The organism is Synechococcus sp. JA-2-3B'a(2-13) (genome assembly GCF_000013225.1).
GTDB lineage: Bacteria > Cyanobacteriota > Cyanobacteriia > Thermostichales > Thermostichaceae > Thermostichus.
Map to the genome: position 1 here is coordinate 505,317 of NC_007776.1, position 26,164 is coordinate 531,480.

21 protein-coding genes, 1 tRNA gene and 1 CRISPR repeat array are annotated in these 26,164 nt (G+C 57.5%); of the genes, 17 read left to right on the plus strand and 5 right to left on the minus strand.

Annotated elements, in window-relative coordinates:
• Positions 1–56: 56 nt before the first annotated feature.
• From pgsA to psb29, 9 genes are all read left to right on the plus strand, one after another.
• The gene (gene pgsA / locus CYB_RS02335) at positions 57–575 is read left to right on the plus strand and encodes a CDP-diacylglycerol--glycerol-3-phosphate 3-phosphatidyltransferase (RefSeq protein ID WP_011432145.1); all 519 of its coding nucleotides are present in this window, start codon (positions 57–59) and stop codon (positions 573–575) included.
• Between the two features lie 319 nt (positions 576–894).
• On the plus strand, positions 895–1,401 hold the full coding sequence (ruvC, locus tag CYB_RS02340) for a crossover junction endodeoxyribonuclease RuvC (RefSeq protein WP_011432146.1): 507 nt from the start codon (positions 895–897) through the stop codon (positions 1,399–1,401).
• 95 nt (positions 1,402–1,496) lie between these two features.
• Positions 1,497–2,150, plus strand: coding sequence for an LON peptidase substrate-binding domain-containing protein (locus CYB_RS02345; RefSeq protein WP_011432147.1), 654 nt, complete (start codon positions 1,497–1,499; stop codon positions 2,148–2,150).
• Between the two features lie 66 nt (positions 2,151–2,216).
• On the plus strand, positions 2,217–3,035 hold the full coding sequence (locus tag CYB_RS02350) for an alpha/beta hydrolase-fold protein (RefSeq protein ID WP_238376868.1): 819 nt from the start codon (positions 2,217–2,219) through the stop codon (positions 3,033–3,035).
• Positions 3,036–3,071: 36 nt separating this feature from the next.
• Positions 3,072–4,130, plus strand: a complete 1,059-nt coding sequence (locus tag CYB_RS02355) for an ATP-grasp domain-containing protein (protein ID WP_041436180.1) — start codon at positions 3,072–3,074, stop codon at positions 4,128–4,130.
• Positions 4,131–4,198: 68 nt separating this feature from the next.
• Complete coding sequence (locus tag CYB_RS15120) at positions 4,199–4,375, plus strand: hypothetical protein (RefSeq protein ID WP_187147261.1); 177 nt, start codon at positions 4,199–4,201, stop codon at positions 4,373–4,375.
• Positions 4,360–5,547 (plus strand): GNAT family N-acetyltransferase, encoded by a 1,188-nt coding sequence (locus CYB_RS02365; RefSeq protein WP_011432151.1) that lies wholly within the window; start codon positions 4,360–4,362, stop codon positions 5,545–5,547. The genes CYB_RS15120 and CYB_RS02365 overlap by 16 nt, the downstream gene beginning before the upstream one ends.
• A gap of 151 nt (positions 5,548–5,698) precedes the next feature.
• Entirely contained in the window at positions 5,699–7,093 is a 1,395-nt protein-coding gene (gene rlmD / locus CYB_RS02370) for a 23S rRNA (uracil(1939)-C(5))-methyltransferase RlmD (protein ID WP_011432153.1), read from the plus strand.
• A gap of 145 nt (positions 7,094–7,238) precedes the next feature.
• Positions 7,239–8,633, plus strand: coding sequence for a photosystem II biogenesis protein Psp29 (psb29, locus tag CYB_RS14670; RefSeq protein WP_148202682.1), 1,395 nt, complete (start codon positions 7,239–7,241; stop codon positions 8,631–8,633).
• A 9-nt stretch (positions 8,634–8,642) separates the two neighbouring features.
• Here psb29 and CYB_RS02380 read toward each other — a convergent pair whose 3' ends face one another.
• Positions 8,643–9,347 (minus strand): esterase/lipase family protein, encoded by a 705-nt coding sequence (locus tag CYB_RS02380; RefSeq protein ID WP_011432154.1) that lies wholly within the window; start codon positions 9,345–9,347, stop codon positions 8,643–8,645.
• Positions 9,348–9,350: 3 nt separating this feature from the next.
• A complete protein-coding gene (locus tag CYB_RS02385) occupies positions 9,351–9,875 on the minus strand; it encodes a GNAT family N-acetyltransferase (RefSeq protein ID WP_011432155.1) in 525 nt (174 codons plus the stop codon).
• Positions 9,876–9,954: 79 nt separating this feature from the next.
• Positions 9,955–11,275: direct repeats of the CRISPR family, unit length 36 nt; unit sequence GTTTCCAATTTCTAGGGATCCCCCCGAAGGGGGAAC.
• A gap of 355 nt (positions 11,276–11,630) precedes the next feature.
• Between CYB_RS02385 and CYB_RS02395 the strand changes: the two genes are divergently transcribed.
• Positions 11,631–12,695, plus strand: a complete 1,065-nt coding sequence (locus CYB_RS02395) for a polyamine ABC transporter substrate-binding protein (protein ID WP_148202683.1) — start codon at positions 11,631–11,633, stop codon at positions 12,693–12,695.
• Positions 12,696–12,757: 62 nt separating this feature from the next.
• Entirely contained in the window at positions 12,758–12,928 is a 171-nt protein-coding gene (locus tag CYB_RS02400; RefSeq protein WP_011432158.1) for a chlorophyll a/b-binding protein, read from the plus strand.
• A 258-nt stretch (positions 12,929–13,186) separates the two neighbouring features.
• On the opposite strand, the gene CYB_RS02405 is transcribed toward CYB_RS02400, so the two are convergent.
• Positions 13,187–17,767, minus strand: a complete 4,581-nt coding sequence (locus tag CYB_RS02405; RefSeq protein WP_011432159.1) for a GAF domain-containing protein — start codon at positions 17,765–17,767, stop codon at positions 13,187–13,189.
• Positions 17,768–18,230: 463 nt separating this feature from the next.
• Between CYB_RS02405 and CYB_RS02410 the strand changes: the two genes are divergently transcribed.
• On the plus strand, positions 18,231–18,608 hold the full coding sequence (locus tag CYB_RS02410) for a hypothetical protein (protein WP_011432160.1): 378 nt from the start codon (positions 18,231–18,233) through the stop codon (positions 18,606–18,608).
• 57 nt (positions 18,609–18,665) lie between these two features.
• Here the strand turns inward: CYB_RS02410 and CYB_RS02415 are convergent.
• Positions 18,666–18,748 (minus strand) — tRNA-Leu (locus tag CYB_RS02415).
• Positions 18,749–18,867: 119 nt separating this feature from the next.
• Between CYB_RS02415 and tgt the strand changes: the two genes are divergently transcribed.
• The 4 genes from tgt to CYB_RS02435 all read left to right on the plus strand — a co-directional run bounded on the left by tgt (position 18,868) and on the right by CYB_RS02435 (position 22,365).
• Positions 18,868–19,971 (plus strand): tRNA guanosine(34) transglycosylase Tgt, encoded by a 1,104-nt coding sequence (gene tgt / locus CYB_RS02420; RefSeq protein ID WP_369791767.1) that lies wholly within the window; start codon positions 18,868–18,870, stop codon positions 19,969–19,971.
• A 119-nt stretch (positions 19,972–20,090) separates the two neighbouring features.
• Positions 20,091–20,702, plus strand: coding sequence for a hypothetical protein (locus tag CYB_RS02425; RefSeq protein ID WP_011432163.1), 612 nt, complete (start codon positions 20,091–20,093; stop codon positions 20,700–20,702).
• Between the two features lie 94 nt (positions 20,703–20,796).
• Positions 20,797–22,062: a 4-vinyl reductase gene (locus CYB_RS02430; protein ID WP_011432164.1), complete on the plus strand. Its 1,266-nt coding sequence runs from the start codon at positions 20,797–20,799 to the stop codon at positions 22,060–22,062.
• Positions 22,063–22,068: 6 nt separating this feature from the next.
• Positions 22,069–22,365 (plus strand): hypothetical protein, encoded by a 297-nt coding sequence (locus tag CYB_RS02435; protein WP_011432165.1) that lies wholly within the window; start codon positions 22,069–22,071, stop codon positions 22,363–22,365.
• A gap of 22 nt (positions 22,366–22,387) precedes the next feature.
• On the opposite strand, the gene CYB_RS02440 is transcribed toward CYB_RS02435, so the two are convergent.
• Positions 22,388–23,047, minus strand: coding sequence for an SDR family oxidoreductase (locus tag CYB_RS02440; RefSeq protein ID WP_011432166.1), 660 nt, complete (start codon positions 23,045–23,047; stop codon positions 22,388–22,390).
• Positions 23,048–23,192: 145 nt separating this feature from the next.
• Between CYB_RS02440 and pruA the strand changes: the two genes are divergently transcribed.
• Positions 23,193–26,147: an L-glutamate gamma-semialdehyde dehydrogenase gene (pruA, locus tag CYB_RS02445; RefSeq protein ID WP_011432167.1), complete on the plus strand. Its 2,955-nt coding sequence runs from the start codon at positions 23,193–23,195 to the stop codon at positions 26,145–26,147.
• The last annotated feature ends 17 nt before the right edge of the window (positions 26,148–26,164 follow it).

A 26,164-nucleotide genomic window follows, 5' to 3' on the forward strand; every position in this document is an offset into this window, starting at 1 on the left:
GGCCAGATCCGAAGGTGGAGAATCCCAGCGCCGTCCAACGTGCCAAGCTGGAGTGGGTGAACCTGCCCACCGCCGTCACCCTGCTGCGGCTGGCAGGGATCCCTTTTGTTTTGCTGGGCCTGAGCCTGCGATCCCCACTGGGGGAGAGGTTGGCCCTCTGGGCGTTCCTGTTGGCGGCGGCAACCGATTGGCTGGATGGCCATTTGGCCCGCCGTTATGGCTTGGTAACCGATATGGGCAAGTTTTTGGATCCTCTGGTGGATAAGCTGCTGGTGTTGGCGCCGCTGCTGGGCCTGCTGGAACTGGGGCGGATCCCCGCTTGGGGCGTGTTTTTGCTGATGGGGCGGGAGCTGGCCATCGCCGGCTGGCGGGTCAACCAAAGCCAAATCCGCGGTGCCAATTTCTGGGGCAAAGCCAAGACGGTAACCCAAATCCTGGCCATTGCTTTGCTGATTTTGGGGTGGCCGGGAGGGATCCCTTGTTTTTGGGTGGCGGTGGTTCTCACCCTGATCTCGGGCCTGACCTACCTGCACACCGATCATCCCCATCATGCGCAGTCACCCGGCAGGCCATAGCCCTTGTCAGATCCCCCCGCCCCTCGCCGACAGAGGAGCATGACTCTAGTCAATAATAAGCTCAACTATACTGAAAATAATGTATAATATGTTCAGTACGGATTACTACCAGTTGATCTTTCTGTTTACTTTCGAGTCTGCCAACATGGTAGCCAAAGCAAAGCAGAAAATTGGTAGTAAGACGACACGGAAACTGCGCTTTGGGTATTCTACTCAAAGCTTTGCGGGATACCGCCATTCTGTTTGGACTCCGTCCCGCTAACGCGAATGGAAACAAACAGAATGCTATCGCTGCATAGTTGAACAGTGATGTTCAGCAGTGTTCAGCGTAAATGTATCAGACACCCCACCTGAGCAGCGCATCCTCGGCCTAGATCCAGGTCTGGGAACCATGGGTTTTGGTTGCATTCTGGCGGGATCTGCGGGGTTGAAACCTGTGGATTATGGGGTGATCAGCACCCCCAGCCAACACTCGATGCCGGAGCGGCTGCAAACGCTGCACGAGGATTTGAGCCAGTTGCTGCGCCAACTGCGCCCGCATCAGGTGGGGCTGGAAAAACTTTTTTTCTACAAAATGGGCAATACCATTGCCATCGCCCAAGCCCGTGGCGTGATCCTGCTCACCTTGGCCCAGCATCATCTGTTGCCGGTGGAGTTTACGCCCGCCCAAGTCAAGCAAAGTTTGACAGGCTACGGACGCGCCGACAAGCAGGCTGTACAAGCTGCCGTGGCCCGGGAACTCAACCTGCCCAGCTTGCCCCGCCCGGATGATGCCGCCGATGCCTTGGCGATTGCCATCACAGTCTGGCACCACCGCTTCTCTTGAGGGATCCCCTCCCTGTCAATCCCCTACCTTTAGCAGAGATAAAGATTGGCCAATAAAGATGGGCTAGACTCAGTACAGCGAGAAGCACAAGCCCTATGCCTTCTTCTTCCGTGGATGTTCGCGAGCTACCGCTGTTTCCCTTGCCGGAGGTGGTGCTGTTTCCGGGCCGACCTCTGCCGCTGCACATTTTCGAGTACCGCTACCGCATGATGATCAACACCATTCTGGAGACGGATCGCCGCTTTGGGGTGCTGATGTTCAATCCCCAGACGGGATCCCCAGTGCGGGTGGGCTGTTGTGCTGAGGTGTTGCAGGTGCAGCGATTGCCGGATGACCGCATGGACATTTTGACCTTGGGGCAGCAGCGCTTCCGCGTCTTGGATTACGTGCGGGAAAAACCCTTCCGGGTGGGGCTGGTGGAATGGATTGAGGATGAGCCGACCACCCCTTCCGATGACCTGCAGAGCTGGGTGCGCCAGGTTACCACTCTCCTTCAAGATGTGGTGCGTCTCTCGGGCAAGCTAATGGAGCGGGATGCACAGTTGCCGGAGCAGCTCCCCACCACCCCCATAGAACTGTCCTACTGGGTGGCTAGCCACTTCCATGGGGCCCCCCAAGAGCAGCAAGCTCTGCTGGAAATGGTCAGTACCGAAAGGCGGCTGCGCCGGGAAGCCGAAATTCTCGAGTCCACCCGCAAGCACTTGGCCGCCCGCACGGCCCTCAAGGATCTGTTCACGGAAATTTCCTGAGGTTCCTGTCAGTTGGTCAGGTCTGCTCCCATCTGTTCTGGTGGCTCTTGTGGACCTTTCCAGAGAGTGCCCTTTGCCTTGCTCGACCAGGCAGAGCAGAATGCTTCCCCCGGAAAGGTTGGGTATTTCTTGAGGATCCCTTCCCCGTTTTTCATGGCCTACGCTCGCCGCTACTTGCGCTTTCCCTCTCAGATCTTGGGCCGGGAAATGGAGATGCTCCACTTTGGGCATCACGGCTACCCGCTGATCTGTCTGCCCACCAGCAACGGGCGTTTTTTTGACGTGGAAGATCGCGGCATTATTGCCAGCCTCAGCCATCATCTGGAACAGGGCTATTTGCAGGCTTTTTGCGTGGAAACCCTGGATTGGGAGACTTTGTTCAACCGCCAGCTGGACTTGCCCCAACGGCGGGAGCGTTGGCTGTTGCTGGAGCAGCACTGGGTAGAAGAGCTGATCCCCTACGCCAAGGCCGAGGCGCAAAATGAGTTTCTGGTGGTGGCTGGGTTTTCCCTGGGAGCTACCCATGCTGTCAACCTCACCTGTCGGCATCCCGGCCTAGTGCGCCGTTGTTTGGCTCTGGGGGGGCCCTACGATGTGGCCGCTCTCGGCTCTGTCACCGGCTGGGATCCCCAACGGGCAGAGCAGGAGCTGTATTTCATCAACCCGCTGGCCTATATGTCCAACATGAGCCGGCAACTCTGGGATCAGTTGGGCGGGCGCAACACCGAGCTGAAGTTGCTCACCGCTCGCCACGACCACTGCCTCAGCGACAACCTGCGCCTGGCAGAAGTGCTCAGCCGCAACGACATCCCCCATCAACTGGAGGTATGGGAGGGGGATCACGACTGGCCCACTTGGCAAGCGCAAATCCGCGCCTTCGCGTAGGATCCCTTGCAGGGAATAGCTTTTGAGAGAGCTTTGATGATTGAAGACTATTGGGTTGGCAGCCTGCACTTCAGCGAGCCTTTTGGGGACGATACTCTGGCTCGCCTCAACGCACTTCCCCCTGTTCAAGCTCGCAACGGCCAAACTTACAAGATCCGGGCCGAACATGTCACCATTCACGAGGTGAACCTGGATTACCGCACCAAGTATCGCCTGATCCTGGATCGTTTCAGCTACCTTTACCCCCAAGCCATCGGCCTGTTCATGGGCTTTGCCTTTCGGGGGGTTTACCTCATCAACAACCCGTTTAGCTTTTATTACTACCTGCGCAACAAAGATGCTGCCTACATGGTGGTCAAAGAGCTGGGGATCTCCATCCCCAAAACTTACATTCTGCCCCCTAAAGAAGCCCCCGCATTGAAAGCAGAGGACTTTAAGTATCACAAGTTTTTCGATTGGCAGGGGATGGCGGAAGATCTGGGCTGGCCAATTGTGATTAAGCCGGCGGAGGGGCGAGAGGCCATTGGAGTAGAAATAGCCCACAACATGGAGCAGCTCCTCTATTTTTACGACCGCTCTGGATCTCAGGTGATGATGATCCAAGAGAAGGTCAAAACCCCTTACCCTTGGCAGATTCGCGCCCTCTGCATTGGCCGAAAGATCATTCCGATCAAGTATATCTTTCGCAAGTTCGATGCCAGCGAATATCTGTTTGATCCAGAATTTCTTACCCCGGAAATGGGCCAGAAAGTCATCAATACCTGTCGGATTATCAATCGAGTTTTGGGCTATGAAATGAACTCGGTGGAGCTATTCATCGACGAGCAGGGAGAGCTGCAGGCCATCGACTTTAACAATCCGGTGCCCGATGGACGGCTCAAGGCTTTGGGAGAGATCTTCTATAACGATTACCAGCAGGCCCTTTGCGATTTGGTCTTGGACATCGTGCGGGAACAGCGTCCTTTCGACTTCCTGCCCCCAGATATCAACCGCTTTGCCCACATTGCCCGACGGGCCGATCTCACCCGCGAGCAGAAGTTTCAGATGGCTTTGGAATTGGCCAACCGTTACTACGAGCCCAGGGATCCCGATTAAAATCAAACCAGAACCCACAAGTGTGGTTTTCCGCTGGGGAAGTTGTGGACGGGCAAAGGAGCAGCAGCGTGGTTTCCGACCCCGTTTCAGGGTGGTACGTGATCAAGCAGGCGCAGGGATCCTGCCAGGTGCTGCATTTGGCGGCGTTGAGTCGGCAAGAGCATTGGGGGCCTTTTCCCAGCCAAGCTGAGGCAACTGGGCGGCGGGTTGGTCTGATCCGAGCAGGCAAATGTCAACCGGGTTGAAATGGCGCTGGTGCCACGATATTCGCGAGATCCCGGCAGGGGCCTGGCACGCCTTGCAAACGGAGCGCACCTCTCCTTTTTTGGAATACGAATGGTTGCACAGCCTAGAGAGCTCAGGTTGTGCCAGCCGCAGGACAGGGTGGCTGCCCTGTCACCTGTTGGTGGAGGCGGACGGCCAGTTGGTTGCTGCTGCCCCCTTGTATTTGAAAAGCCACAGCCAGGGGGAGTTTGTCTTTGACCAAGAATGGGCTGCAGTTGCCGGCCAATTGGGGGAACGCTACTACCCGAAGTTAATCGGCATGGCCCCCTTCACCCCGGCCACGGGCTATCGCATCCTCGTCCATCCCGAGTATTCGGAAGCAGAGGTGTGGTCGTTGATGCTGGCAGCCATTGACCGGTTTTGCCAAGAGAAGGATATTTCGGTGTTTAGCTTGCTTTATGTAGATCTGGACTGGCGGACTCAATTGGAGTCGGATGGATTTACGCCCCGGATCACCCACAACTACCAGTGGCACAACCCCGGCTACCGCTCTTACGAAGACTTTTTGAGCCAGTTCAATGCCAACCAGCGGCGCAACATCAAGCGAGAGCGGGCTGCAATGGAAAAAAGCGGCCTAGAACTCAAGATTTACACAGGAGAGGAGATCACGCCCCGCCTGTTGTCTCTGATGTACGACTTTTACAGCAACACCTGCGCCCAATTTTGGAACTGGAGCAAATATCTCAATCGCCGCTTTTTCGAGTCTCTCTATCCCAACTATCGGGAGCGAGTTGTGCTGGTGGCCGGGGAACGGAATGCAGAAATTGTGGGGATGTCTTTTTGTATTCGTAAGGGAGATCGCCTGTTCGGGCGCTACTGGGGTTGTCGGGAGGAGGTGAAGTTTTTGCACTTTAACGTTTGCTACTACGAGCCCATTGCCCTCGCCATCCGAGAAGGGATCCGCAACTTTGATCCCGGCGCAGGGGGATCCCATAAGATTCGACGGGGATTTCCGGCCACGCCTGTGTACAGCTACCACCGCTTCTACAGCCGAAGGCTACAACAGGTTTTGGTGCCCTACCTAAACCGGGTTAACCCTCTCATGTTGGCCGAGCTGGAGAACGTGAATCAAAACGAGGTTCCTTTTCGAGAAGATGTTTTGCCTTCTCTATCTGCTTTGACCAAGGAGTGAACCACTTCATTGGATGGGGTTTTCAATCCCGTAAGCAGTTGGCGGCTGACATGCTTTTTGCCTTGCTACAGCTTTTTCCGGCAATGCTGACTCCAGCCAACACGACCTGACCTATGGTTATAGTTATTTCGAATTTCGGCGAAACAGCCTAATGGAACATCCGATCCCTTCCGGCCTTCCTGATCCCGTTAAACCTGGGGATCTCTTGGCGTTGGAGGTCACGGCCCTGACCCCCCAGGGAGATGGCATTGCCCACACGGTAGGACTTGGACAAGGGCGAGTGGTGTTTGTGTCCCAGGCGGTGCCCGGGGATCAGGTGGTGGCCCAAATAACCGAGATCAAGCGCAACTACTTGGTCGGGCGAATTCGGTCGCTGATTTCTCCCTCTCCCCAACGGGTGCGACCAGCCTGCATTGTGGCGGACAAATGTGGTGGCTGCCAATGGCAACATGTCAGCTATGCCCAGCAATTGGCCACCAAGCAGCAAATCCTCAGGGATGCACTGGAGCGGATTGGCGGTCTGACTCTGCCGCAGCCTGTCCCTATTTTGGGATCCCAGCAGCCGCTGCGCTATCGCAACAAGGTCACCTACCCCATGGCCAAACCGGAGGGCCAGCCCTTGCGCATGGGCTACTACCAACGGGGCAGCCACCGCCTGGTGAACCTCAACCAATGCCCCGTGCAAGACGAGCGGCTGGATGTGTTCCTGAGGGAAATCAAGCGCGATCTTCAAGAGACGGGCTGGAGTGTGTATGACGAAAGTCGTCACCAAGGTCATCTCCGCCACTTGGGTTTGCGCATCGGTCGCCGCACCCGCGAGGTGCTTCTTACCTTGGTCAGTTGCAGTCGTCGCCTGCCCCATCTGGAAAGCTGGGCCGAACGCTGGATGCAGCGCTACCCCGACCTGGTGGGGGTCTGTCTCAATCTCAACTCGGCCCGCACCAATGCCATCTTCGGCCCGGAGACTGAGGTGATTGCCGGTCGGGGGTCTTTGCGGGAGGAATTTGCCGGTTTTTCCCTCTGGATCGACAGCACCTCTTTCTTCCAGGTCAACACAGAGCAAGCAGAAGCCTTTTTTACCTGGATAGCCGACCAACTGAACCTGCGGGGAGAGGAAACCATCCTGGATGCCTACTGTGGCATCGGCACCTTAACCTTGCTGCTGGCGCAACGGGCGAAACGGGCGATGGGGGTGGAAGCTTTGCCGGAAGCGGTGGCCCAAGCCCGCTACAATGCCCAGTTCAACGGTATCGCCTCAGCCCAATTTTTCCAGGGCACGGTGGAACAGGTTTTGCCGACCCTGCCCCCTGCCGACATTGTGGTGCTGGATCCGCCGCGGCGCGGCTGCGACCGCCAAGTGCTCGAGACCCTAAAGCTGCGACGACCACCACGCATCGTCTACATTAGCTGTCACCCTGCCACTTTGGCGCGAGACTTGCAGATCCTACTGGCAGAGGGATCCTATCGCCTTACCCAATGGCGGGCGGCTGACTTCTTTCCCCAAACCGGGCATGTGGAGGGGGTGGCCTTTTTGGAGCGAGTTTGAAGAGTACGCACCGCTGACCAAAAGGCGCGGCAAGCCCCGTCCTTCAGGGCAGGGAAGGATAGCGCCGACCGTAGCCGACGCCCTTTAAAAACGCAGTGCCGGCCATGTGAATATCGTTGTCATCACGCATAGGTCAAGAATACGATTGAGCGGTGCAACGACTTCAAGCCTTCAAGTACGAATTGCTGCCCAACAGCCAGCAGGAACGGCAGATGCTCCTGGGAAGAACGTCCGCGCCAAGTCAGCGTTAAACAAAGCCATTCTCGACCAGGGGTGGTATGAGTTCCGCTGCATGCTGGAGTACAAGCTGGCCTGGAAAGGCGGCAGGCTCATTGTCGTGCCGCCGCAGAACACGAGCCGCACCTGTCCATGTTGCGGCCATGTTTCATCAGACAACCGCCAGACCCAAGCCTGGTTCGAGTGCGTGGCGTGCGGCTATGAGAATAACGCCTTTCGCGGCAGCGGGCCGGAGGCCTTTCGCGGCAGCGGGCCGGAGGCCTTTCTGGTCGGTGCCATCAACATCCTTGCTCGCGGGATACAGCTGTTGCGAGACGAAGGGCAGGACACGACCGACGCTGCGGTCGGGATGCGGGTGGGTGAACCACCCGTGTCAGCCCGGATGGCCTGTGGATCGAACTGCACGGGCGGTCGGAAGCAGGAACCCGCCGAGACGACTGCGCAAGGAGCCATCCATGCGCAGCGTGGTAGGAATCTCCGGCCTTCAGGCCGGGGAGGATGTCAACACAGCTTGCCCTCAGGGTCAGCACAGGTGAGAATAAAAAAACAGAGAAGCCATCCTCAAGCTCATTTTTGTCTGCCTGTGAATCCTGTTCGCACCCTCTCCGCCACCAAAGCGGCCTTTTTCAGCGCCTACCCTCGCCCGATCAACGCCGTCTATCGCCGGGTGGTGGAGGAGTTGTTGGTGGAGCTGCACCTGACCACCGTCAACAGCACCTTCGTCTACGATCCGTTTTTTGCCTTGGGGCTGGTCACCCTCTACGACGGGCTGATGGAAGCCTATCACCCCCCTGAGCAGCGAGAAGCCATTTTCAACGCCCTCTGTAAGGCTCTGCACCTCAAGCCGGAGGTGTTGCGCAAGAATGCCCGCGATCTGCTGGAGTTGATGGGAAGCGGGGATCCCCGTCAAAGACTTGATCTCCTCTGTCTCAAGCCAGAGGCGGAAGATGTGGGTGGGTTGAAAGCCATTTTGGAGCGCATGACTCAGCCGCCCTACGCCTACAGCCGGGTCTTAGCTGTTGGCCTTTACACAGCCTATGAAGTTGTGGCCAAGTCCCTTTACGAAGAACCAGAAGAACGCACCCGCCGCTTTTTGGAGAATGTGGTGAGCAAGCTGCCCTTTTCAACAGAGCGGGTGAGAAAAGATCTGGAGCTCTATCGCAGCAGTTTGGATCGCATGAAGCAGGCGCGGGCTGTGGTCGAGGAGATGGTAAAAGCCGCCCGGCGTCAGCAGGAACGCCGCCAATCGGCCGCCTCTTTGCCCGAGACTTCCCTCGGCGACCCAAGCAAGCCTGGCAGCTAAACCCCGGCCCTAAGCCAGATACTGAGCCCAAGTTTCCACCACCTCGGGGGATCCATACCAGCGCCGTCCACCCCGACCGGAATGGTAGCAGTTGGGCAGAGTGAGGTTAACAGCCCCCTGCAGGTGGGCAGCCTCGATGGGGGTAATGCCATCGCCCCACAATTCCCCCTGTCCAGCCGTGAGCCAATAGCTGTTGTAGGCCAGCCAAGCCAGATAATGCTCCTGTCGCCACAGGGATCCCAGACTCAACCTCTGCCCCTGGATGACCCTGCCCGCCACGCACACATATTTGACCTCGGGCCAAAAGGCCCCCGGATAGTGGGTGTTGACAAAGTCCAAATTGCGCTTCGTCCAGCGCTCCCGGCTGGTGTGGGGGGATCCCAAGCTAATCAGCGCAGCGACCTGCTCCCGCCCCTGCCACACCTGTCCCCCATAGGGCACGGATCCCAGGTAGATGCGGGCAATCCAGCCGCCGGCGGAGTGGGCCACCAGGTTAACTCGGTCAACCCCAAACTCAGCGCAGGTCTTTTGGATGGTCTCTCGAAGGGCCCACAGGATGGGAGTGACAGGCCTTCCCCCCAGCGTGGGAAACCAACTGCGCACCTGCAACGGCACCACCCGTGCCGCATAGCCGCGGGCTTCCAGCTCTTGGCGCAGGGGCTCATACTCCGACGCACCCGCCAGATAACCGGGCAAAATCACCACAGGGGCCATACGCTAGCGGGGATACCAGAACATGCCTTTGATCCCCTCAGGGTCGGCGGTGAAGCCCAGCCGTTCGTAAAAGCTGACCACTCCCTGATCGGCAAAAAGGGTGATGTTGCTGATGTCTCGGGCGCGCAGCTCGTGGATCACCTTTTCCATCAGCCGCTTGCCCAGACCCCTACCCTGGAAATCGGGATGAACCACCACATCCCAAATGGTGGCATTGAAAGCGTGGTCGGACGTTGCCCGGGCAAAGCCGATGAGGCGACGGTAGCTGCCCCGCTGCTGCCACATCGACACCACCAAAAAGCTGTGCTGCAGGGCTTTTCTCACCTTGTGAATGGGGCGACGCGACCACCCCACCGCATCGCAGAGCTCCTCTAGCTCGTACAGATCCAAGTTGGGATCCAAGCTGAAGAGGATTGTCTCCCCTCGTACCACCACCGTTTCCTGGCGACGGTCGGCCCCAGCTGTTTGCGCCGGCTCTTTGGTTGTAGCAGCTCCTGCTGACCCGAACAGGCCCTTCCAAAAACTCATGTGAATCGCTGCCGAGTGAAAGCTCACCCCTACTTTGGGTGAGCGTGTCCTCAGTATAGCCAGGATCGGTGGCGGAATTGTTTCCAATTTCTAGGGATCCCCCCGAAGGGGGAACGTATGTCCTAAAACTACCTCGGGGTTGCAGCCGTACTGCGTTTCCAATTTCTAGGGATCCCCCCGAAGGGGGAACGTATGTCCTAAAACTACCTCGGGGTTGCAGCCGTACTGCGTTTCCAATTTCTAGGGATCCCCCCGAAGGGGGAACCAAGATCCCGCAAAAGCGCGCATCTCTCGGCACGAATGATGTTTCCAATTTCTAGGGATCCCCCCGAAGGGGGAACTACATACTACTGGATATACGGACACCGCCGTGTAAGGTTTCCAATTTCTAGGGATCCCCCCGAAGGGGGAACTTGGATCCAGCAAAATCCGCAAAACGGATTGACTAGAGTTTCCAATTTCTAGGGATCCCCCCGAAGGGGGAACTGGAATGCCAGTGTCATGCTCTGGCAACGTAGTTTTGGGTTTCCAATTTCTAGGGATCCCCCCGAAGGGGGAACTCCTTCACTGACCATACGGTCAGCTCACGCAACACCGACTCCCGGTTTCCAATTTCTAGGGATCCCCCCGAAGGGGGAACCTCCGTCTGAGTCAACCGAATACCGCTATAGTCCTTATTCGGGGGTTTCCAATTTCTAGGGATCCCCCCGAAGGGGGAACAGGTTCAGTCTTTCCCTGCCTTAGGAGGAAACTATGGTTTCCAATTTCTAGGGATCCCCCCGAAGGGGGAACAGCTCACTGATATCCAGCGCGAGCAAATTCGTGCGGCGAAGTTTCCAATTTCTAGGGATCCCCCCGAAGGGGGAACGCTCGACAACCTCACATGGGAAGCAATTCCCGGGGGAGTGGGGTTTCCAATTTCTAGGGATCCCCCCGAAGGGGGAACGCTACCCTCGTGCGTACACAAAAGCCGCCCATTTTGGCGTTTCCAATTTCTAGGGATCCCCCCGAAGGGGGAACTCGGGCTAGAACAGGCAACGGAGGAAGACATAAAAACCATCAGTTTCCAATTTCTAGGGATCCCCCCGAAGGGGGAACAGATGTTTGTTACCGTCAATGTAGCAACGAACTTTTTCAGGTTTCCAATTTCTAGGGATCCCCCCGAAGGGGGAACGGGAGGAATCATCCAGTAATAGCCGACTTTCTTTTTGTTTCCAATTTCTAGGGATCCCCCCGAAGGGGGAACATTAAAGGGAGGGCTATATGAAGGAACCGGTCATCAAGTTTCCAATTTCTAGGGATCCCCCCGAAGGGGGAACAAACCTCCTGAATCTCCAGATCACCCCAAAACTGGGCTAGAAGGTGTTTCCAATTTCTAGGGATCCCCCCGAAGGGGGAACCCACCCCTATTAAACCCAAGCAGGGCAAGGAATGCAAGACCCATTTGCGAGGGATCCGGAAAAAAGTCGGCAAAAAGAGCTGTGGCGAGGGGGTTTTGGGGCTGGAAAGCCTTGTGGCGCAAGGCATCGAGGGATCCGACGAAAGAATCGGCCTTTGCGGCTTTTGGCGGATCGCTCGCGGAGGCGTTGATACCGTTTGGGTGTTGTCTTGGAAACAAGGGTGAGTACCCGAGCCTCAACCGGAGTTTGCGGGGCTTGGCGATTGCCCAAGGCGTGCCCCCTAGCCGCGGGTGTAGCCGGCTGGGGGATGAAAGCAGATACGATGTTTTCAACTTTTCACAGTCGGAGAAATCTCATGAAAAAGTGGATTGCCTCGGCTACAACCCTGCTCTGCTGTGTGCTTGTCCTGGTTTTGTTTTGGCCCCATGTTACCTCTGCCCAGAGGCAGACCCTCAATCTCTACATCTGGTCAGAATACATCGATCCCGACATCCTCACCGCCTTTGAAAAAGCCACCAATAGCCGCGTGCTGGTCAGCGTGTACGAATCCAACGAAGACATGGTGGCCAAACTGCGGGGGGGAGGCACCAGCCAGTACGACATTGTTGTTCCCACCGACTACATTGTGCCCAACATGTTGGAGCTGGGACTGCTGCAGCCTCTCAACAAAGAATTGATCCCCAACCTAAGCAACCTGGGCGAAAAATTTGTCGGCCTGCCCTTTGATCCAGAAAACACCTACACCGCCGCCTATCAGTGGGGCACCACCGGCATTGGCTACCGCAAAGACCGCCTGCCCGAAAACTTTGAACGCTCTTGGGGATTGATTTTCGACCCGCAGCAGCAGTATGGCCCCTTTGTGATGATCGACGAGATGCGCTCCATGATCGGCGCTGCTGCCGTTTACCTGGGCTTCGATATGAACACCACCGTTCGCTCCGAACTGCAGCAGATCCAGCAGCTTTTGATCGACACCAAGCGCCGCAGTGCCGGCCTAATTGGGGGCGTGGGGGGCAAAAACCAACTGGTTTCTGGAACGGCCAATGTAGCCATCGTCTACAGCGGCGATGCCCTGCAAGCTGCCGAAGAAAACCCCAACATCGGCTATTTTGTCCCCCGCGAGGGTGCCCACATTTGGCTGGATGTAATGGCCATTCCCGCCCAGGCCCCCAACCCCGAGCTGGCCAATCGCTTCATCAATTTCATCCTGGATGCTGAAGTCGGCGCTCAACTGAGCAACCACAACCGCTTCGCCACCCCCAACGCTGCAGCTCTGCCCATGATCAACCCAGAAGATCGGCAAAACCCGGCCATCTACCCTGACGAAGAGGCCCTTGCCAAACTCACCTACCTTAAAGTGCTGTCAGGGGAAGAGCTGCGCCTCATCGACGCCCTCTGGACAACCGTGAAAAGCAGCTAGGGATCCCTTGTTAGCTCTCGACATAAAACTTGACACTTTTTAATATCTGAGCCACATTAAAGATGTCACCCGTTGATGGAGCTAGAACCATGGAAAACCAAGAAGCTAAGTTTGGCTTTACCACCTTCGCCGAAAAATGGAATGGCCGTTTGGCAATGTTGGGCTTTGTGATTGGCGTTGCGACCGAGTTGCTGACCGGCCAAGGGATCCTCTCTCAAATCGGCCTGATGTAATCCCGGTGGGCCTACGACACTGCTGTAGATCCTTGCTTGCCTGGCTGTAGTTTCCACCCTCTGCAAAGCAGCCAGGCTTTCGCATTGCCCTCGATTCTGGATTTAGGTCTGAATGAATCCAAATGGAAGTGGAAGCGAAATGCAGGCTGTTAAGTCCAGCTTCCACTGCCTTGCTTCTGCCGCTGACTCTCCTCTTCCACTGGGAGAGGGGCGGGGAGTGAAAGCTAGCAGCGCAGAAGGCTTGGGATCCCTAGGAATCTACTCTTCCAAATCCTGCAAGTACTGGCGGATATCGGCCAAGATGCGTTCTAGGTCTTCTGGGGCCTGGAGAGCGCGTGCCCATTCTAGGTCATGACCACCTTGGGATCCCTGCTGGGCCAGCGCCACTCCTAAGTGTTCCAGCTCGCGAACCACTTGGCAAAAAGCGTTGGCTCCCACATTGGAGCTGGCTCCTTTGAGGCGATGAGCGATCCGCCGCATTCTTTCTGCGTCGTAACCGGCAATGGCTTGGCGCAATTGCGGAAGCTGGGTTTCGCAATCTTGGATGAACACCTGCAATAGCTCTCGCTGAAACCCCCGATCCCCGCCGGAAACCTGATCCAGGTAGGCAGAGTCGATGGGGTAGGGCTGGGTGGGAGAAGAGGGATCCCGGCTCTCAGCGGGGGAAGCTGGAGAGGCTGCTTCAGAAGCGGCTTGGTTGGAGGATCCCCCTGCAGACTGGGCAATCACCTGGCTCCAGTGGTTGAGCAACCTTTGCAAATCTTCCTTCAGCACCGGCTTGCTGAGATAGTCGTCCATACCTGCCTGCAGGCAGCGCTCCCTATCCTCCTGCATGGCGTTGGCCGTGATGGCAATCACCACTGTGCGGTGGCCGGATCTCCGTTCCTGTTGGCGTAGGCGGCGGGTGGCCTCGTAGCCGTCCATCACCGGCATTTGGCAATCCATGAGAATAAGGTCGTAGCTGACCTTCTGCAGGAGATCCAACACCTCCTGACCGTTGGCCACCACATCGGCCTTGTAGCCCAAACTCTCGAGCTGGCGCAAAGCCACCTTTTGGTTGACGGGGTTATCCTCTGCCAGCAAAATGCGCAGCGATTGACGGGGACGATCCTCCCTGGGGGTCGTCTGAGGGAGGACGGGACTCATTCCCAAGAGCGAAGTGGATAAACCAGAAGATTTCCCCAGGGCCATGACCAGCGCTTCCTGCAGACGGCTTTGTTTTACCGGCTTAACCAAGTAGGCGGCAAAGCCAATTTCAGCAGCGCGGCGGGAGTGCTCCCCCAGTCCCAGGGAGGTCATCATCACCAGTTGCGTCTCGGCCAGTTGCGGATCTGCCTTGATCCAGCGGCCCAAGGTCTCCCCATCCACCTCTGGCATTTGCATATCCAAAACGGCCAGGGGGAAGGGTCTGCCTTCCCGAACGGCTTGGCGCAGTTTGTCCATAGCCTGATAGGCATTTTCGGCCTCTTCCACCACCATTCCCCAAGTCGTGGCCTGGCAGCGCAGGATCTTGCGATTGGTGGCATTGTCGTCCACCGCCAACAGCCGCTTGCCCTGCAAATCCACCGGGATGCGAGCAGAAGGCTGGGAAAGCTGCTGGACGTAGGGCTGCCGCTCCAGAGTCAGCTCGACGCTGAAGGTGCTGCCCTGTCCCTCCTGGCTTTGCAACGAGATGGTTCCCCCCATCAGTTCTGTCAGTTGTTTGCAGATGGCCAAGCCCAGTCCCGTACCTCCGTATTTGCGGGTAGTAGAGGCATCCACCTGGCTAAACGGTTGAAACAGCTTGCTCTGCGCCGCCGCCGGGATCCCGATCCCGGTATCTCTCACCGAGAGCTTGAGGTGGGCATGGGTAGCGGTTTCTTGCAGCACCTCTGCTTGGATCACCACCTCCCCCTGGTGGGTAAATTTAATGGCATTGCTCACCAAGTTGTTGAGGATTTGCCGCAGACGCGAAGCATCTCCCCGCAGGTAGCGCGGCACTTCCGGTGGCATGAGCACCGCCAGCTCCAATCCCTTGGCGTGGGCAGTGGGGGCAAACAGATCCGCCACCTCCTCCAGACACGAGCGGAGATCGAAATCCAGGATCTCCAGCTCCATTTCCCCGGCCTCCAATTTGGAGAAGTCCAGGATGTCGTTGATGAGGGTGAGCAGGGCATCGCCACTGATGCGGATGGTCTCTACAAAGTCCCGCTGTTCTGCATTGAGGGGGGTCTCCAGCAGCAGGCCCGTCATCCCCAGTACCGCGTTCATGGGGGTGCGGATCTCGTGGCTCATGGTGGCTAAGAAGCTGCTTTTGGCCTGTGCAGCCTGCTCAGCTGCTTTGCGGGCCTGCTCCAGCTCCAGGCTGCGCTTTCTCTCCCGTTCCAAAAGGGCTGCCTGGGTGAGGGCAATGCCAATTTGGTTGGCCAACTGCGACAGCAGCTCCATCTCAAAGGGTTGCCACTGACGGGGCCCGGAGCACTGGTGGGCCAGCAACAACCCCCACAACTGCTGCTCCAAAAACAGCGGCACCACCATGTTGGCCCTGACCTGCATTTTTTGCAGCAGCTCTAGGTAACAAGGCTCCAGTCCTTCACTTTCCACATCGCTAACAACGCGAACGCGGCCCTGGCTGTAGAGCTGGGCGTACTTTTCCTGAAAACAGGGATCCTCGATCACCTCTCCCAGCAAGGAGGGGATCCCCGGCTGAGTTTTCTCGTTGGAGATGATCCCAGAACCATCCGGCTGGAAGCGGTAGACCAAGACTCGGTCGGCTTTGAGCAGGGCTTGGATTTCTGTTACCGCCGTCTCTAGGATCTCGGCGATATCCAAAGATTCGCGGATCTTCAAGCTGAGATTCGCCAGCAACTGAGCCCGGCGGTTTTGCCGCTCCAATTCCTCTGCCGCTTTCTTCTGCTCAGTAATGTTGCGGAAGATGCCTCGCGTAGCCACCATCACTCCATCTTCAAAGCGGCAGCTGACATTGCCCTCCAACCAAACAGTTTCACCAGTGGCCGTGAGGAAAGCTGTCTCTACCCTCTCCAGTTTCTCCCCTGCTAGAAGCTTCTGGAAAAGAGCCTGGCAGTGCTCTCGGCAGTCGGGATGGAGAATGTCGAAGAGGGTCATTTGATAAACTTGAGCTTCGTCATAGCCCAAGGTCTCTTTCCAAGCGCGGTTGACATATAAAAAGTGCCCTTCAGCATCCACGCTCTGGATGAGGTCAGTGGCATTTTCAAAGAGATCCCGGTAGCGCTCTTCGCTTTCTTTCAAGGCCAGCTCCGCCAGCTTGCGGTCGGTGATGTCGATGCCGGTGCCCATGACAAACTCCACCTCGCCGGCAGCGTTGATTAGGGCGGTGTTAGACCAAGAAATAAGCCGCAGTGCCCCTTGCTTGGTGCGCCAAAAATTCTCATGGCGATTCAAAAAGAGGGAATGATTGCCCTTGAGCTGTTCAAAAGCTTGCTTCACACCAGGCACATCTTCCGGCGGGATCAAACCCAAATCCCACAGCAGCCGGTTCTTAACTTCTGCCAGCGAGTAGCCAGAAAGCTGCTCGGCAGCGCGGTTGAAGCGCAGGATACGCCCTTCTGGATCCATGACCACCACCAGCGCCCCTGCCGTATCGATAACCGCGTTGGTAAAATCCCGCTCTTGCTTGAGGGATCGTTCTGCCTCTTCCCGCTCGGCAGTCTCCCGGCGGATGAGGAAGTAAACCGAGGCCAAAACCAGGTAAGTAAAAATGAGCCCGCCAAAAGCAATGAGATTGGTTCTAACCCAGGCAAACTGAAATTCCTGGCTGCGTTGCTGCAGAAGGCGATTTTCCTCCTGCTGGAGCACCAGGATCAAATCGGCAATTTGCTCCACCAACCTTGGCCCTTCGCTGCTTTCCAGGGCTTCCTGGGTGGCGAGTAGCCCCTCTTGCTCCCTCAGCCGGATCAAGTCTTGGATGACTCGTAGCCGTTGCTCCAGCAGCAGCTCTAGGCGCTTCAGGCGCTCTTGCTGCAGGGGGTTGTCGACAGTCAGTTCCTGCAGCAGGCGCAGACGGGTAGAGATTGCTTCAAGGCTGTCTTGGTACTCACCGAGGTAGCGAGGATTATCGGTCAGAAGATAGCCACGTTTACCGGCCTCGGCGGCGCGGGTTTCCGCCAGCAATCCTTCCAAGTTTTGGATCACTTTTAGAGTGTGGGCCACTCGTTCTGTAAGCTGCGGCAGTTGAGAGGCATTCCGCTGAGCTGAGTAGGTGATCCCGCCCAAAAGCAAGGCAGCCAGGCCAAAACCGGCGGTAACTTTGAGGAGAAAGCGGTTTTTGCGGGCAGGTTTAGTATCCCCCGACTTAGGCAGCAGAGGCGTCTGAGCCAGTTCCCTCAAAGTACGGCGCAGCTCCAGTTGGGCCACCACCTGATGGGCCAGGGCTTGTAATTGCTCCAGTTGTTCTGGGGTCAGGTGCCGAGGCTGATAATCGACAACGCAAAGCGTGCCCAGGGCTTGCCCTTCTGGAGTTACCAAGGGAATGCCAGCGTAAAAGCGAATGTGGGGCTCTTGAGCGACAAACGGGTTATCGGCAAAGCGCGGATCCTGAGTGGCATCGGGCACCACCAGCGGCTCTTTAGGCGACAAGATGGCGTGGGCGCAGAAGGCCACATCCCGTGGGGTCTCCTGCACATCGACGCCGAATTTGGCTTTAAACCACTGGCGGTGTTCGTCGATAAGGCTGACCAGAGCAATGGGCGTGCCGCAGATGTGGGCGGCAAGGCGGACGATCTCGTCAAAGGCAGTTTCAGGTGCCGTATCGAGAATCTGATACTGCCGCAGGGCAGCCAGCCGCTGCTCTTCGTTGGGAGGGAGGGGGGCCTTAGGCATAGGTCAAACTAAGCGGAGAGGAAGGGTTCCGATCCACCGATCTCGGAGGTCGATAGTCTCAAGGTAAAAGAGGTAACCCCAGCATAACTTCCAAGCCTCTCTACCGGAAGCTACAGGGATCCGATCCCCAAACCAGCTTCCCGTTGGTTCAGTTCGCTACATTTTCACCACGCCTGCGTCAGCTACTCTAGCTCCTGCAAACGAGCCAAAATAAGGGTCTGAGCCGTGGCCCGTCCAGAGCCGCCGCGGGCAGAAGGGAAAAAGACTTACCGGATCCCAGTTTCAGTATTTATACTGATGTCAAAGATGAGAAAGCTCAATAAGCTTCCTCTAATGCATTTGGTTTCACTTACCCTATAAATAATCAAATCCTAACATTTTTAAGCAAGCTTCGAGTTGAAATTTCTCAACGGAAGACTTACTATAGAGCGACGAGCTTTGTAAAGGGGGAACACTCTCAGCCATGCAAAAACTCCAAGACAGTTTGGTAAAAGCTCTGAGCATCGATGGAGCACTGGGGGTAGCGCTGGGGGATTGGAAAACTGGGATGTGCTTGGGATATAAGGGCACCAACAGCCCCGCTTTTCCTGAAGCTAACTTGGAGCTGGCAATCGCCGGAAACACAGAAGTAATTCGCGCCAAAATGCGAGTTGCTGAGTCTCTTAAGCTTACTGACAAAATCGAGGAGGTTCTTATCCTGCTGGAGACTCAGTACCACCTAATGCATCTAGTCCAGCACATCTCTGGTTTGTTTTTCTATCTGGTTCTGGATCGAGAGAAAGGCAACTTGGCCCTTGCCCGCATCAAGCTTGGCCAAATCGAAAAGGAGCTGGCCCTCTAGAAGTGGAGGTGAAGCCAGACAACCTGGCAGTATCCCCTGAAACCCATTTTGGGGGAGTGCGGAACCGGGGACTTGAACCCCGATGGCATTGCTGCCACTAGAACCTGAATCTAGCGCGTCTACCATTCCGCCAGTTCCGCGGCGATCTACAAGTGTGCCCAAAGCAGGGGATCCCTGTCAAGGCTGGCAAAAGGGATCCCTTGCCGGCGGCTCTATCTGTGCTAAGCTCTGCTGCGCACCAGATGAAAGCTGATCAACGCTGACCTTGGCCGACTTTACCTTTACTTGTGAGGGCACCTGCCCCCATACCCAAGCGCGGGCAGGATACTTCGTCACCCCCCACGGCGGGATCCCAACCCCTTGCTTTATGCCGGTGGGAACTTTGGCCAACGTGAAAACCCTCACCCCGGCCCAGCTCAAGGAGACAGGTGCCCACATCATCCTCAGCAACACCTATCATCTCCACCTGCAACCTGGCGAAAGCATCATTCAAGCGGCAGGGGGGCTACACCGCTTTATGGGCTGGTCGGGCCCCATCCTTACCGACTCAGGGGGCTTCCAGGTCTTCAGCCTCAGCGCCATTCGCCAAATCAACGAGGAGGGAGTGACGTTCCGCTCTCCTCTCGATGGCCGCATCATTCACTTCACCCCAGAGCTATCCATCCAGATTCAAAATGCCTTGGGTGCCGATGTGATCATGGCCTTCGACGAGTGCCCGCCCTACCCTGCCAGCCCTGAGGAAGTGGAAGCAGCAGTGCGGCGAACCACCCAGTGGCTGAAACGGTGCGTGAAAGCCCATCGCCGCTCAGATCAGGCTTTGTTTGGCATTGTGCAGGGGGGAGTTTACCCTGAGCTGCGCCGGCGGGCGGTGGAAGAGGTCTGTCGGTTGGATCTGCCGGGCTATGCCATTGGCGGGGTGAGTGTGGGGGAGCCGGTCGAGTTTATGCACGCCGTTGTGCGGCAAACAGCCCCTCTACTGCCGGCAGATCGCCCCCGTTATCTCATGGGGGTGGGCACCTATGCCGAGATGCGCGCTGCTGTGGCCGCCGGAGTGGATTTGTTTGACTGCGTGATCCCCACCCGCTATGCCCGCCATGGCACGGTGATCAGCCGGGGCAAACGCTGGAACATCAAAAATGCGGAACACCGCCGCAGCTTGGATCCCATCGATCCCGACTGTCCCTGCTACACCTGCCGCCACTTTAGCCGCGCCTACTTGTGCCACCTCATCCGCGCCCAGGAGATCCTGGGCTATACCCTGCTTTCTATCCACAACATCACGGAGCTGATGCGCTACACCCAAAAGATGCGTCAGGCCATCTTGGAAGGCAAGTTTCACGAGAACTGGGATCCCTGGAGCTAAGCCGGTCAGGAGATTTCTCTGGAAATATCCGATCCATCCTAGTTCACTAGATACTCCAATATCCCGTGTATATACTTATACTTAAATTATCCCATGTAGCCGCAGGAAGGAGTCAGATCATGGCTATCCGAACCCTCAGCAGCGTGATTGAACAGCACATCGCCGGCCTTCCGGGCTTGATTGCTGTTTTGATAGGGCGGGCCACTGATGGTGCTACAGTAGCCAAAGTAACCTACGTCAGCGATTCCCAAGAGGAGCAAGCCCTAGAACGTTTGGGCACCTACGCCGGCGACCTGTTGCAGGCCAATAGCCGCCTTTGTCAAACCGTCAGCCCCGACCAAGAGGCGGACTACCTCTTGGCAGGTACTCCGGCGCTGCGGGTTGTCATCAAAGCGTTTCCCAAAAGCCCCTACTTTGTCTTGTTTCTGACCCGTTCCATCACCGACCTCAGAGCCATTTCAGAGCGCATCAAAGCCATTCTGATTGACGGAAAGCCGCTACTGCCCCCTGTGCAGGACAGCACCATGTCTTTGGCTCAGGCTCTGATGGACTATGCCAAGCGCTACGCTCCGGATCCCAACTTTGTGGCCCTGCGCCTGTCTTTGAAAACAGGTCTAGACCGCAACCGCCTTGAAAAAGGCACCCTGACCCGACAGGAGCTGCGCATTCTTTACAAAGCGGTAGCAGATCTTTTGGGCCGAGAGCGGCTGCCTATTGCCATGCCGGTTTGAGTAGTCGAGAATGGCTGGCGAGCTTTGCCTGAGGGCAGTTGCCGCGCTCAGGGGCCTGCTTTGAGCACTATCATTCATCTCAACCCACTTGTCCATGCTTGAACATCTCCATCTCGACCGCAACCGCAAGCTGATCTCCCTGTTTGGAGAGCCGGTTATCTTCCACTGCCATCACTACAACCTCTTCCTGCAGCAGACTATTGAAGATCCCGACTGGATCGATGGAGTAGGGATCCTGCGCACGGCAGCCCAGGAGATCTTTTACAGTCTTCTGTACGGAGCTTTCAAGGCTCTTGGCATTCAGGAGACCCAAGAGCGCCTGGCAGTGGCAGCTCAGATCTTCAGTTTTTTAGGATTTGGGCGGCTGGCGTTTGAGGTGACACCTTCAGGCGGGGAAGTGCAGCTTACCCATTCTCACTATGCAGAAGGTTGGCTGAGCAAGTACGGAGAGCAGGTCAGCCGCACGCGCCCGATTGACCACTTGGCGGTGGGCTATGTGGCGGCAGCTCTGGATGCCACGTTTGGCGAGCTGGGAAGCTACACGGCAGAAGAAACGGAGTGCATGGCCGTTACCCGTAAGGATCACTGCGTGATCCAGGCCACTCGGCTGCCGCGGCCCCAGTTGTTGACTCCCAGTCCAGGGATGGGCAAGTTGATCGAGCAGCCGCTCCAGTTCCCCCGGCCCACAACAGCAGTGGACTACGATGCGGTCAACGAAGCTCTGTGGGGCTTGCCTTTGGCCGGAGATGAGCGGGGGCAAATTCGCGCGTTTAACGTGTTGCTAACGCGCATGCCTGCCAACTACTACAACCGCATTCAGTATCGCTTTTTACAGGAGCTGAAGGCGGTGCAGGCTGAGCTGATGGGGGTGGGGGAAGCTCTCATCCGCGAGTCGGGGCATGTTTGTGTCTTCTACACCTTTGGCAACATCATGGAATCGGTGGAGTGGGAAACCCTTGTGGGGCCGATGCTGGAGAAAGACACCGACTGGATCCACGGCGGCTATGCGGTGGCCAGCAGCCTGGGGTGGGGTCGCTGGCAGGCTTTGGAGGTGGTGAGTGGCCAGTCTTGCCGGGTGGCCATTGATGGCAACTACGAAGCCAACTACTTTTTGGCTTCCTACCCACGGGCAGAAGATCCCGCCTGCTATTTTGCTCAAGGGGCGGTGCCGGCGATGATGAATCTGGTCTACAACGGCAACATCCAGCAGAAGCCGGTTTTGGATCAAGTCTTCTACAACCGCCTCTTCCAGCGGGGTGGGCTCTTCCACGGCCAGGAGACCAAGGCCAGAGAGAAGGGGGATCCCTGGTGCGAGTTCTACGCCGCTCGCGTCAGCGGGACGGAGTCCTTGCGGATGTAGGGATCCATGCAGGTGCGTATCCTCAGGCGGCGGGAGTGTGGAGCGGGGTGGGCCACTGACCTGCTGCTGCCGCGCTGCCTTGCCTGGTCGGAGGTAGAGGTTCTGGCCCAGGAATGGAGGGCTGCCTGTCGCTGTTTTCAAGGGCAACTGGTGTGGCTGGATCTGCCCTCAGGCCGGATTACGGCTTCACTGCGGGTGCCCCGCCTGACGTTGCGACTCCACGATGCCAACGCTGAGGCGCGGATCCTAGATCGCTTGCAGCAGTTGGCGAAGTCTGCTGATTCCAAGGCAGAGGAGAGTTGAGGGCAAGCCTGGCGCGAACATCCTATCCTGCCATGGCAAAGAGGGCGCTCCAGTCGCGGTTGGGCACACCCGGCTTGGCGATGATCTCAAGGATGCGATTTTGGGCGGCGGGCTGGAATAAACTTTCGACGGCCACTTGGGCTACTTTCGTGCGGGGGATGCTGCCGTCAAAGAGGGTATCCGCCTTGGATAGGACAATGCCATCGTCGTTGTCTTGGTTTTTTAGGCCCCCCGGTCGAACGATGGTGTAGGTGAGGCCGCTTTTTTGCAGGTATTCTTCTGCGCGTTTTTTCCACACCAAAATCAGCCAAAACAAATTGAGGGGGTGGAACAACTGAGACACGCACAGAGAAGAAATCAAAACAAAGTGTTGGATCCCTTTGGCTTTGGCCACATCTACCAGGTTCTTGGTGCCTTCATAATCCACTCGGTAGGGCTGAAAGGGATCCCAACTGGGCCTGGCCCCGGTGGCACAGAGCACCACCGTGCATCCTTCCATGCCTGTCTCCAGCGTGGCCGGATCCAGCACATCCCCCACCACCACTTCCGCTTCGCGGGGCAAAACCCGAGCGGCCAGCTCATGGCTGCGCACCAGCGCCCGTACCGGGATGTCGCGGCCCACCAACTCTTTGACAATGCGGCGTCCGGTTTCTCCTGTAGCCCCTGCAACAAAAGCCTGCATAAGTTTCTCCTGCAAAGCTGTTTATACCCGGTGTAGCTGTTTGAGGATTTGCGGTGGCCCCATCTGCCATTATCTTCCCAAAATCGGCCTCAGGTTCCCTCTTTTCCATGACAGGATGGTAGGGATCTCACACCCCAGTTATTAGATGGTTGCCCAAGGTGCTCCTACCGCCTACGAGGCTCAAACCCAAGCTCTCGCCCAATCTCTGTTGGCTTCTCTTTGGGGAGAGAAGAGATCCCTGCTGGCCCAGTGGCGGGATCAACTGCGCTGGGAGGACAAGCTGCTGGCCTGGGCGATGGAGAACCCCCACCTGCGCACCCAGTTGTTCCGCTTGATTGATGTCTTGCCCAGCTTGAAAAGCAAGGCTGAGGTGGCCCGCCATTTGCAGGAGTATCTTTCAGATCCGGCGGTGGAATTGCCGGGAATGCTGAAAAGCCTGCTCAACTTTGCAGACCCCGACTCCCTGCCAGGGCAGTTGGCTGCCACCACCCTCACCGCTGCCGTGGAAGCCTTGGCCCGTCGATACATTGCCGGAGAAACTCTACAGCAAGTCAGCAAAACTCTGGAAGCTCTGCACCGGCAGGGTATGGCTTTCACGCTGGATTTGCTGGGGGAAGCCGTCATCACCGAAGCGGAAGCCCAATCCTATCTGGATCGCTATCTGCAGGTGATGGAGCATTTGGCAAAGATGGTCAAAACCTGGCCACAACCGCAGCCTGTGCCGCAAGTGTCGGTGAAGCTGACAGCCTTCTATTCCCAGTTCGATCCCATCGATCCCCTGGGGGCCAAAGCCAAAGTGGGGGAACGGATTCGCATCCTGTTGCGCCGGGCAGAAGCTCTGGGAGTCGGGATCCATTTCGACATGGAGCAGTACCGCTACAAATCCCTCACCCTGGCCATTTTGCAGGAGCTGCTGCTGGAGCCGGAGTTCAAAAGCCGCACCGACGTTGGCCTGACGCTGCAGGCCTACCTGCGGGATAGCTACACCGATCTGCAAAACCTGATCGCCTGGGCCAAAGAGCGGGGATCCCCGGTGACGGTGCGCTTGGTCAAGGGGGCCTACTGGGATCAAGAGACCATCCTGGCGGCGCAAAAGCACTGGCCACAGCCGGTTTACAACAGCAAGTCTGCTACCGACGCCAACTTCGAGCGCATGACCCAGCTTTTGTTGGAGCACCACACCCATCTCCACGCCGCCATCGCCAGCCACAATGTGCGCTCTCAGGCCAAAGCCATCGCCATTGCCCAAGCCCTGGAGGTGCCCCAGTCTGCTTTTGAACTGCAGGTGCTCTATGGCATGGCCGATCCCCTGGCCAAGGCCTTGGTGCAGAAGGGACAGCGGGTGCGGGTGTACTGCCCCTACGGGGAGCTGCTGCCGGGTATGGCCTACCTGATCCGGCGTTTGCTGGAAAACACCGCCAACACCTCTTTTCTGCGGCAAAGCGTTCAGGGTTACACCCCCGAGCAACTGTTGGCCCCACCGGTCTTGGAGGAGGGATCCGTTTTTCCAGCTCCTTCCCTCTCGTTTGCCGCCGCTCCCGATACGGATTTCAGCCAGCCCCAGCAGCGGGATCCCTTTTTTCAGGCATTGGACGAGATCCGGCCTCAACTGGGTCAGAGGGTTCAGCCCTGGATTGCCGGAGAATATCGCCCCACCCAACAAGCCATGCTCTCCCTCAACCCTGCGGATCCCCAACAGGTGGTAGCGGAAATTGGGTTGACCGAGCCGGAACAGGTGGAGCAAGCCTTGGCAGCGGCCCAAGCCAGCTTCCCCAGCTGGAGGCGCACCCCTGTGGCTGTGAGGGCGGGGATCCTGCGGCGGGTGGCGGAGCAAATCGAAGCCCAGCGGGCGGAGCTGGCTGCCTGGATGGTGCTGGAGGTGGGCAAGCCCATTGCCCAGGCCGATGGGGAAATTTCTGAGGCCATCGATTTTTGCCGCTACTACGCCCAGCAGATGGAGGCCCTGGATCGGGGACGGGAGTGCAACCTGCCCGGCGAAACCAACCATTACCACTACCAGCCCCGCGGTGTGGCGGTGGTGATCGCCCCCTGGAACTTCCCCCTCTCCATCCCCTGTGGCATGACAGCGGCGGCTTTGGTGGCCGGAAACTGCGTGCTCCTCAAGCCGGCGGAGCAATCTTCGCTGATCGCCGCCAAACTGGCGGAGTTTATCCTCAAGGCCCTTGCCGAAGCTGGGATCCCGGAGGGTGTCTTTCAATTCCTGCCGGGGGTGGGCGAAGCCATCGGCCCCCTGTTGGTTCAAGACCGGCGGGTGCACCTGATTGCCTTCACCGGATCCCAGGCGGTGGGTTGCCAGATCCTCGCCCAAGCCGCGCAACTGCAGCCGGGCCAGCACCACATCAAACGGGTCATTGCCGAGATGGGGGGCAAAAACGCCATCCTCATCGACGAAAGCGCCGACCTGGATCAGGCGGTCAAAGGAGTGGTCAACTCCGCCTTTGGCTACAGTGGCCAGAAATGCTCCGCCTGCTCGCGGGCGATCGTTTTGCAGTCCATTCACGACCTGTTCTTGGGGCGGCTCATCGAGGCGGTGCGCTCTTTAAATGTGGGGGATCCAGCCCACCCCAGCACCCAAGTTGGCCCGGTCATCGATGCAGAGGCCCAAGCTCGCCTGCAACAGGCCATTCAATCGGCTAAGGCTGATGCCCGCCTCGACCTCAGCCTGCCCGTGCCGGAAAAAGGCTACTTCGTCGGCCCCACTGTGTTCAGCCAGGTGGATCCCCAGTCAGAGCTGGCGCAGCGGGAGCTGTTTGGCCCGGTTTTGGCGGTGATCTCAGCGCCGGACTTTTCTTCTGCTCTGCAGATGGCCAATGCCACCCCCTACGCTCTCACCGGCGGCCTCTACAGCCGCACCCCTTCTCACATTCAACAGGCTCGCCGGGACTTTGCCGTCGGCAACCTCTACATCAACCGCGAGATCACCGGGGCGCTGGTGGAGCGGCAGCCCTTCGGCGGCTTCAAGCTCTCCGGCGTGGGATCCAAAGCCGGCGGCCCCGACTACCTGCTGCAATTTTTAGAGCCGCGCACCGTAACCGAAAACACGCAACGGCAGGGCTTTGCTCCCATCGAGGGATCCTGAGGATAGGGCTTGGGAAA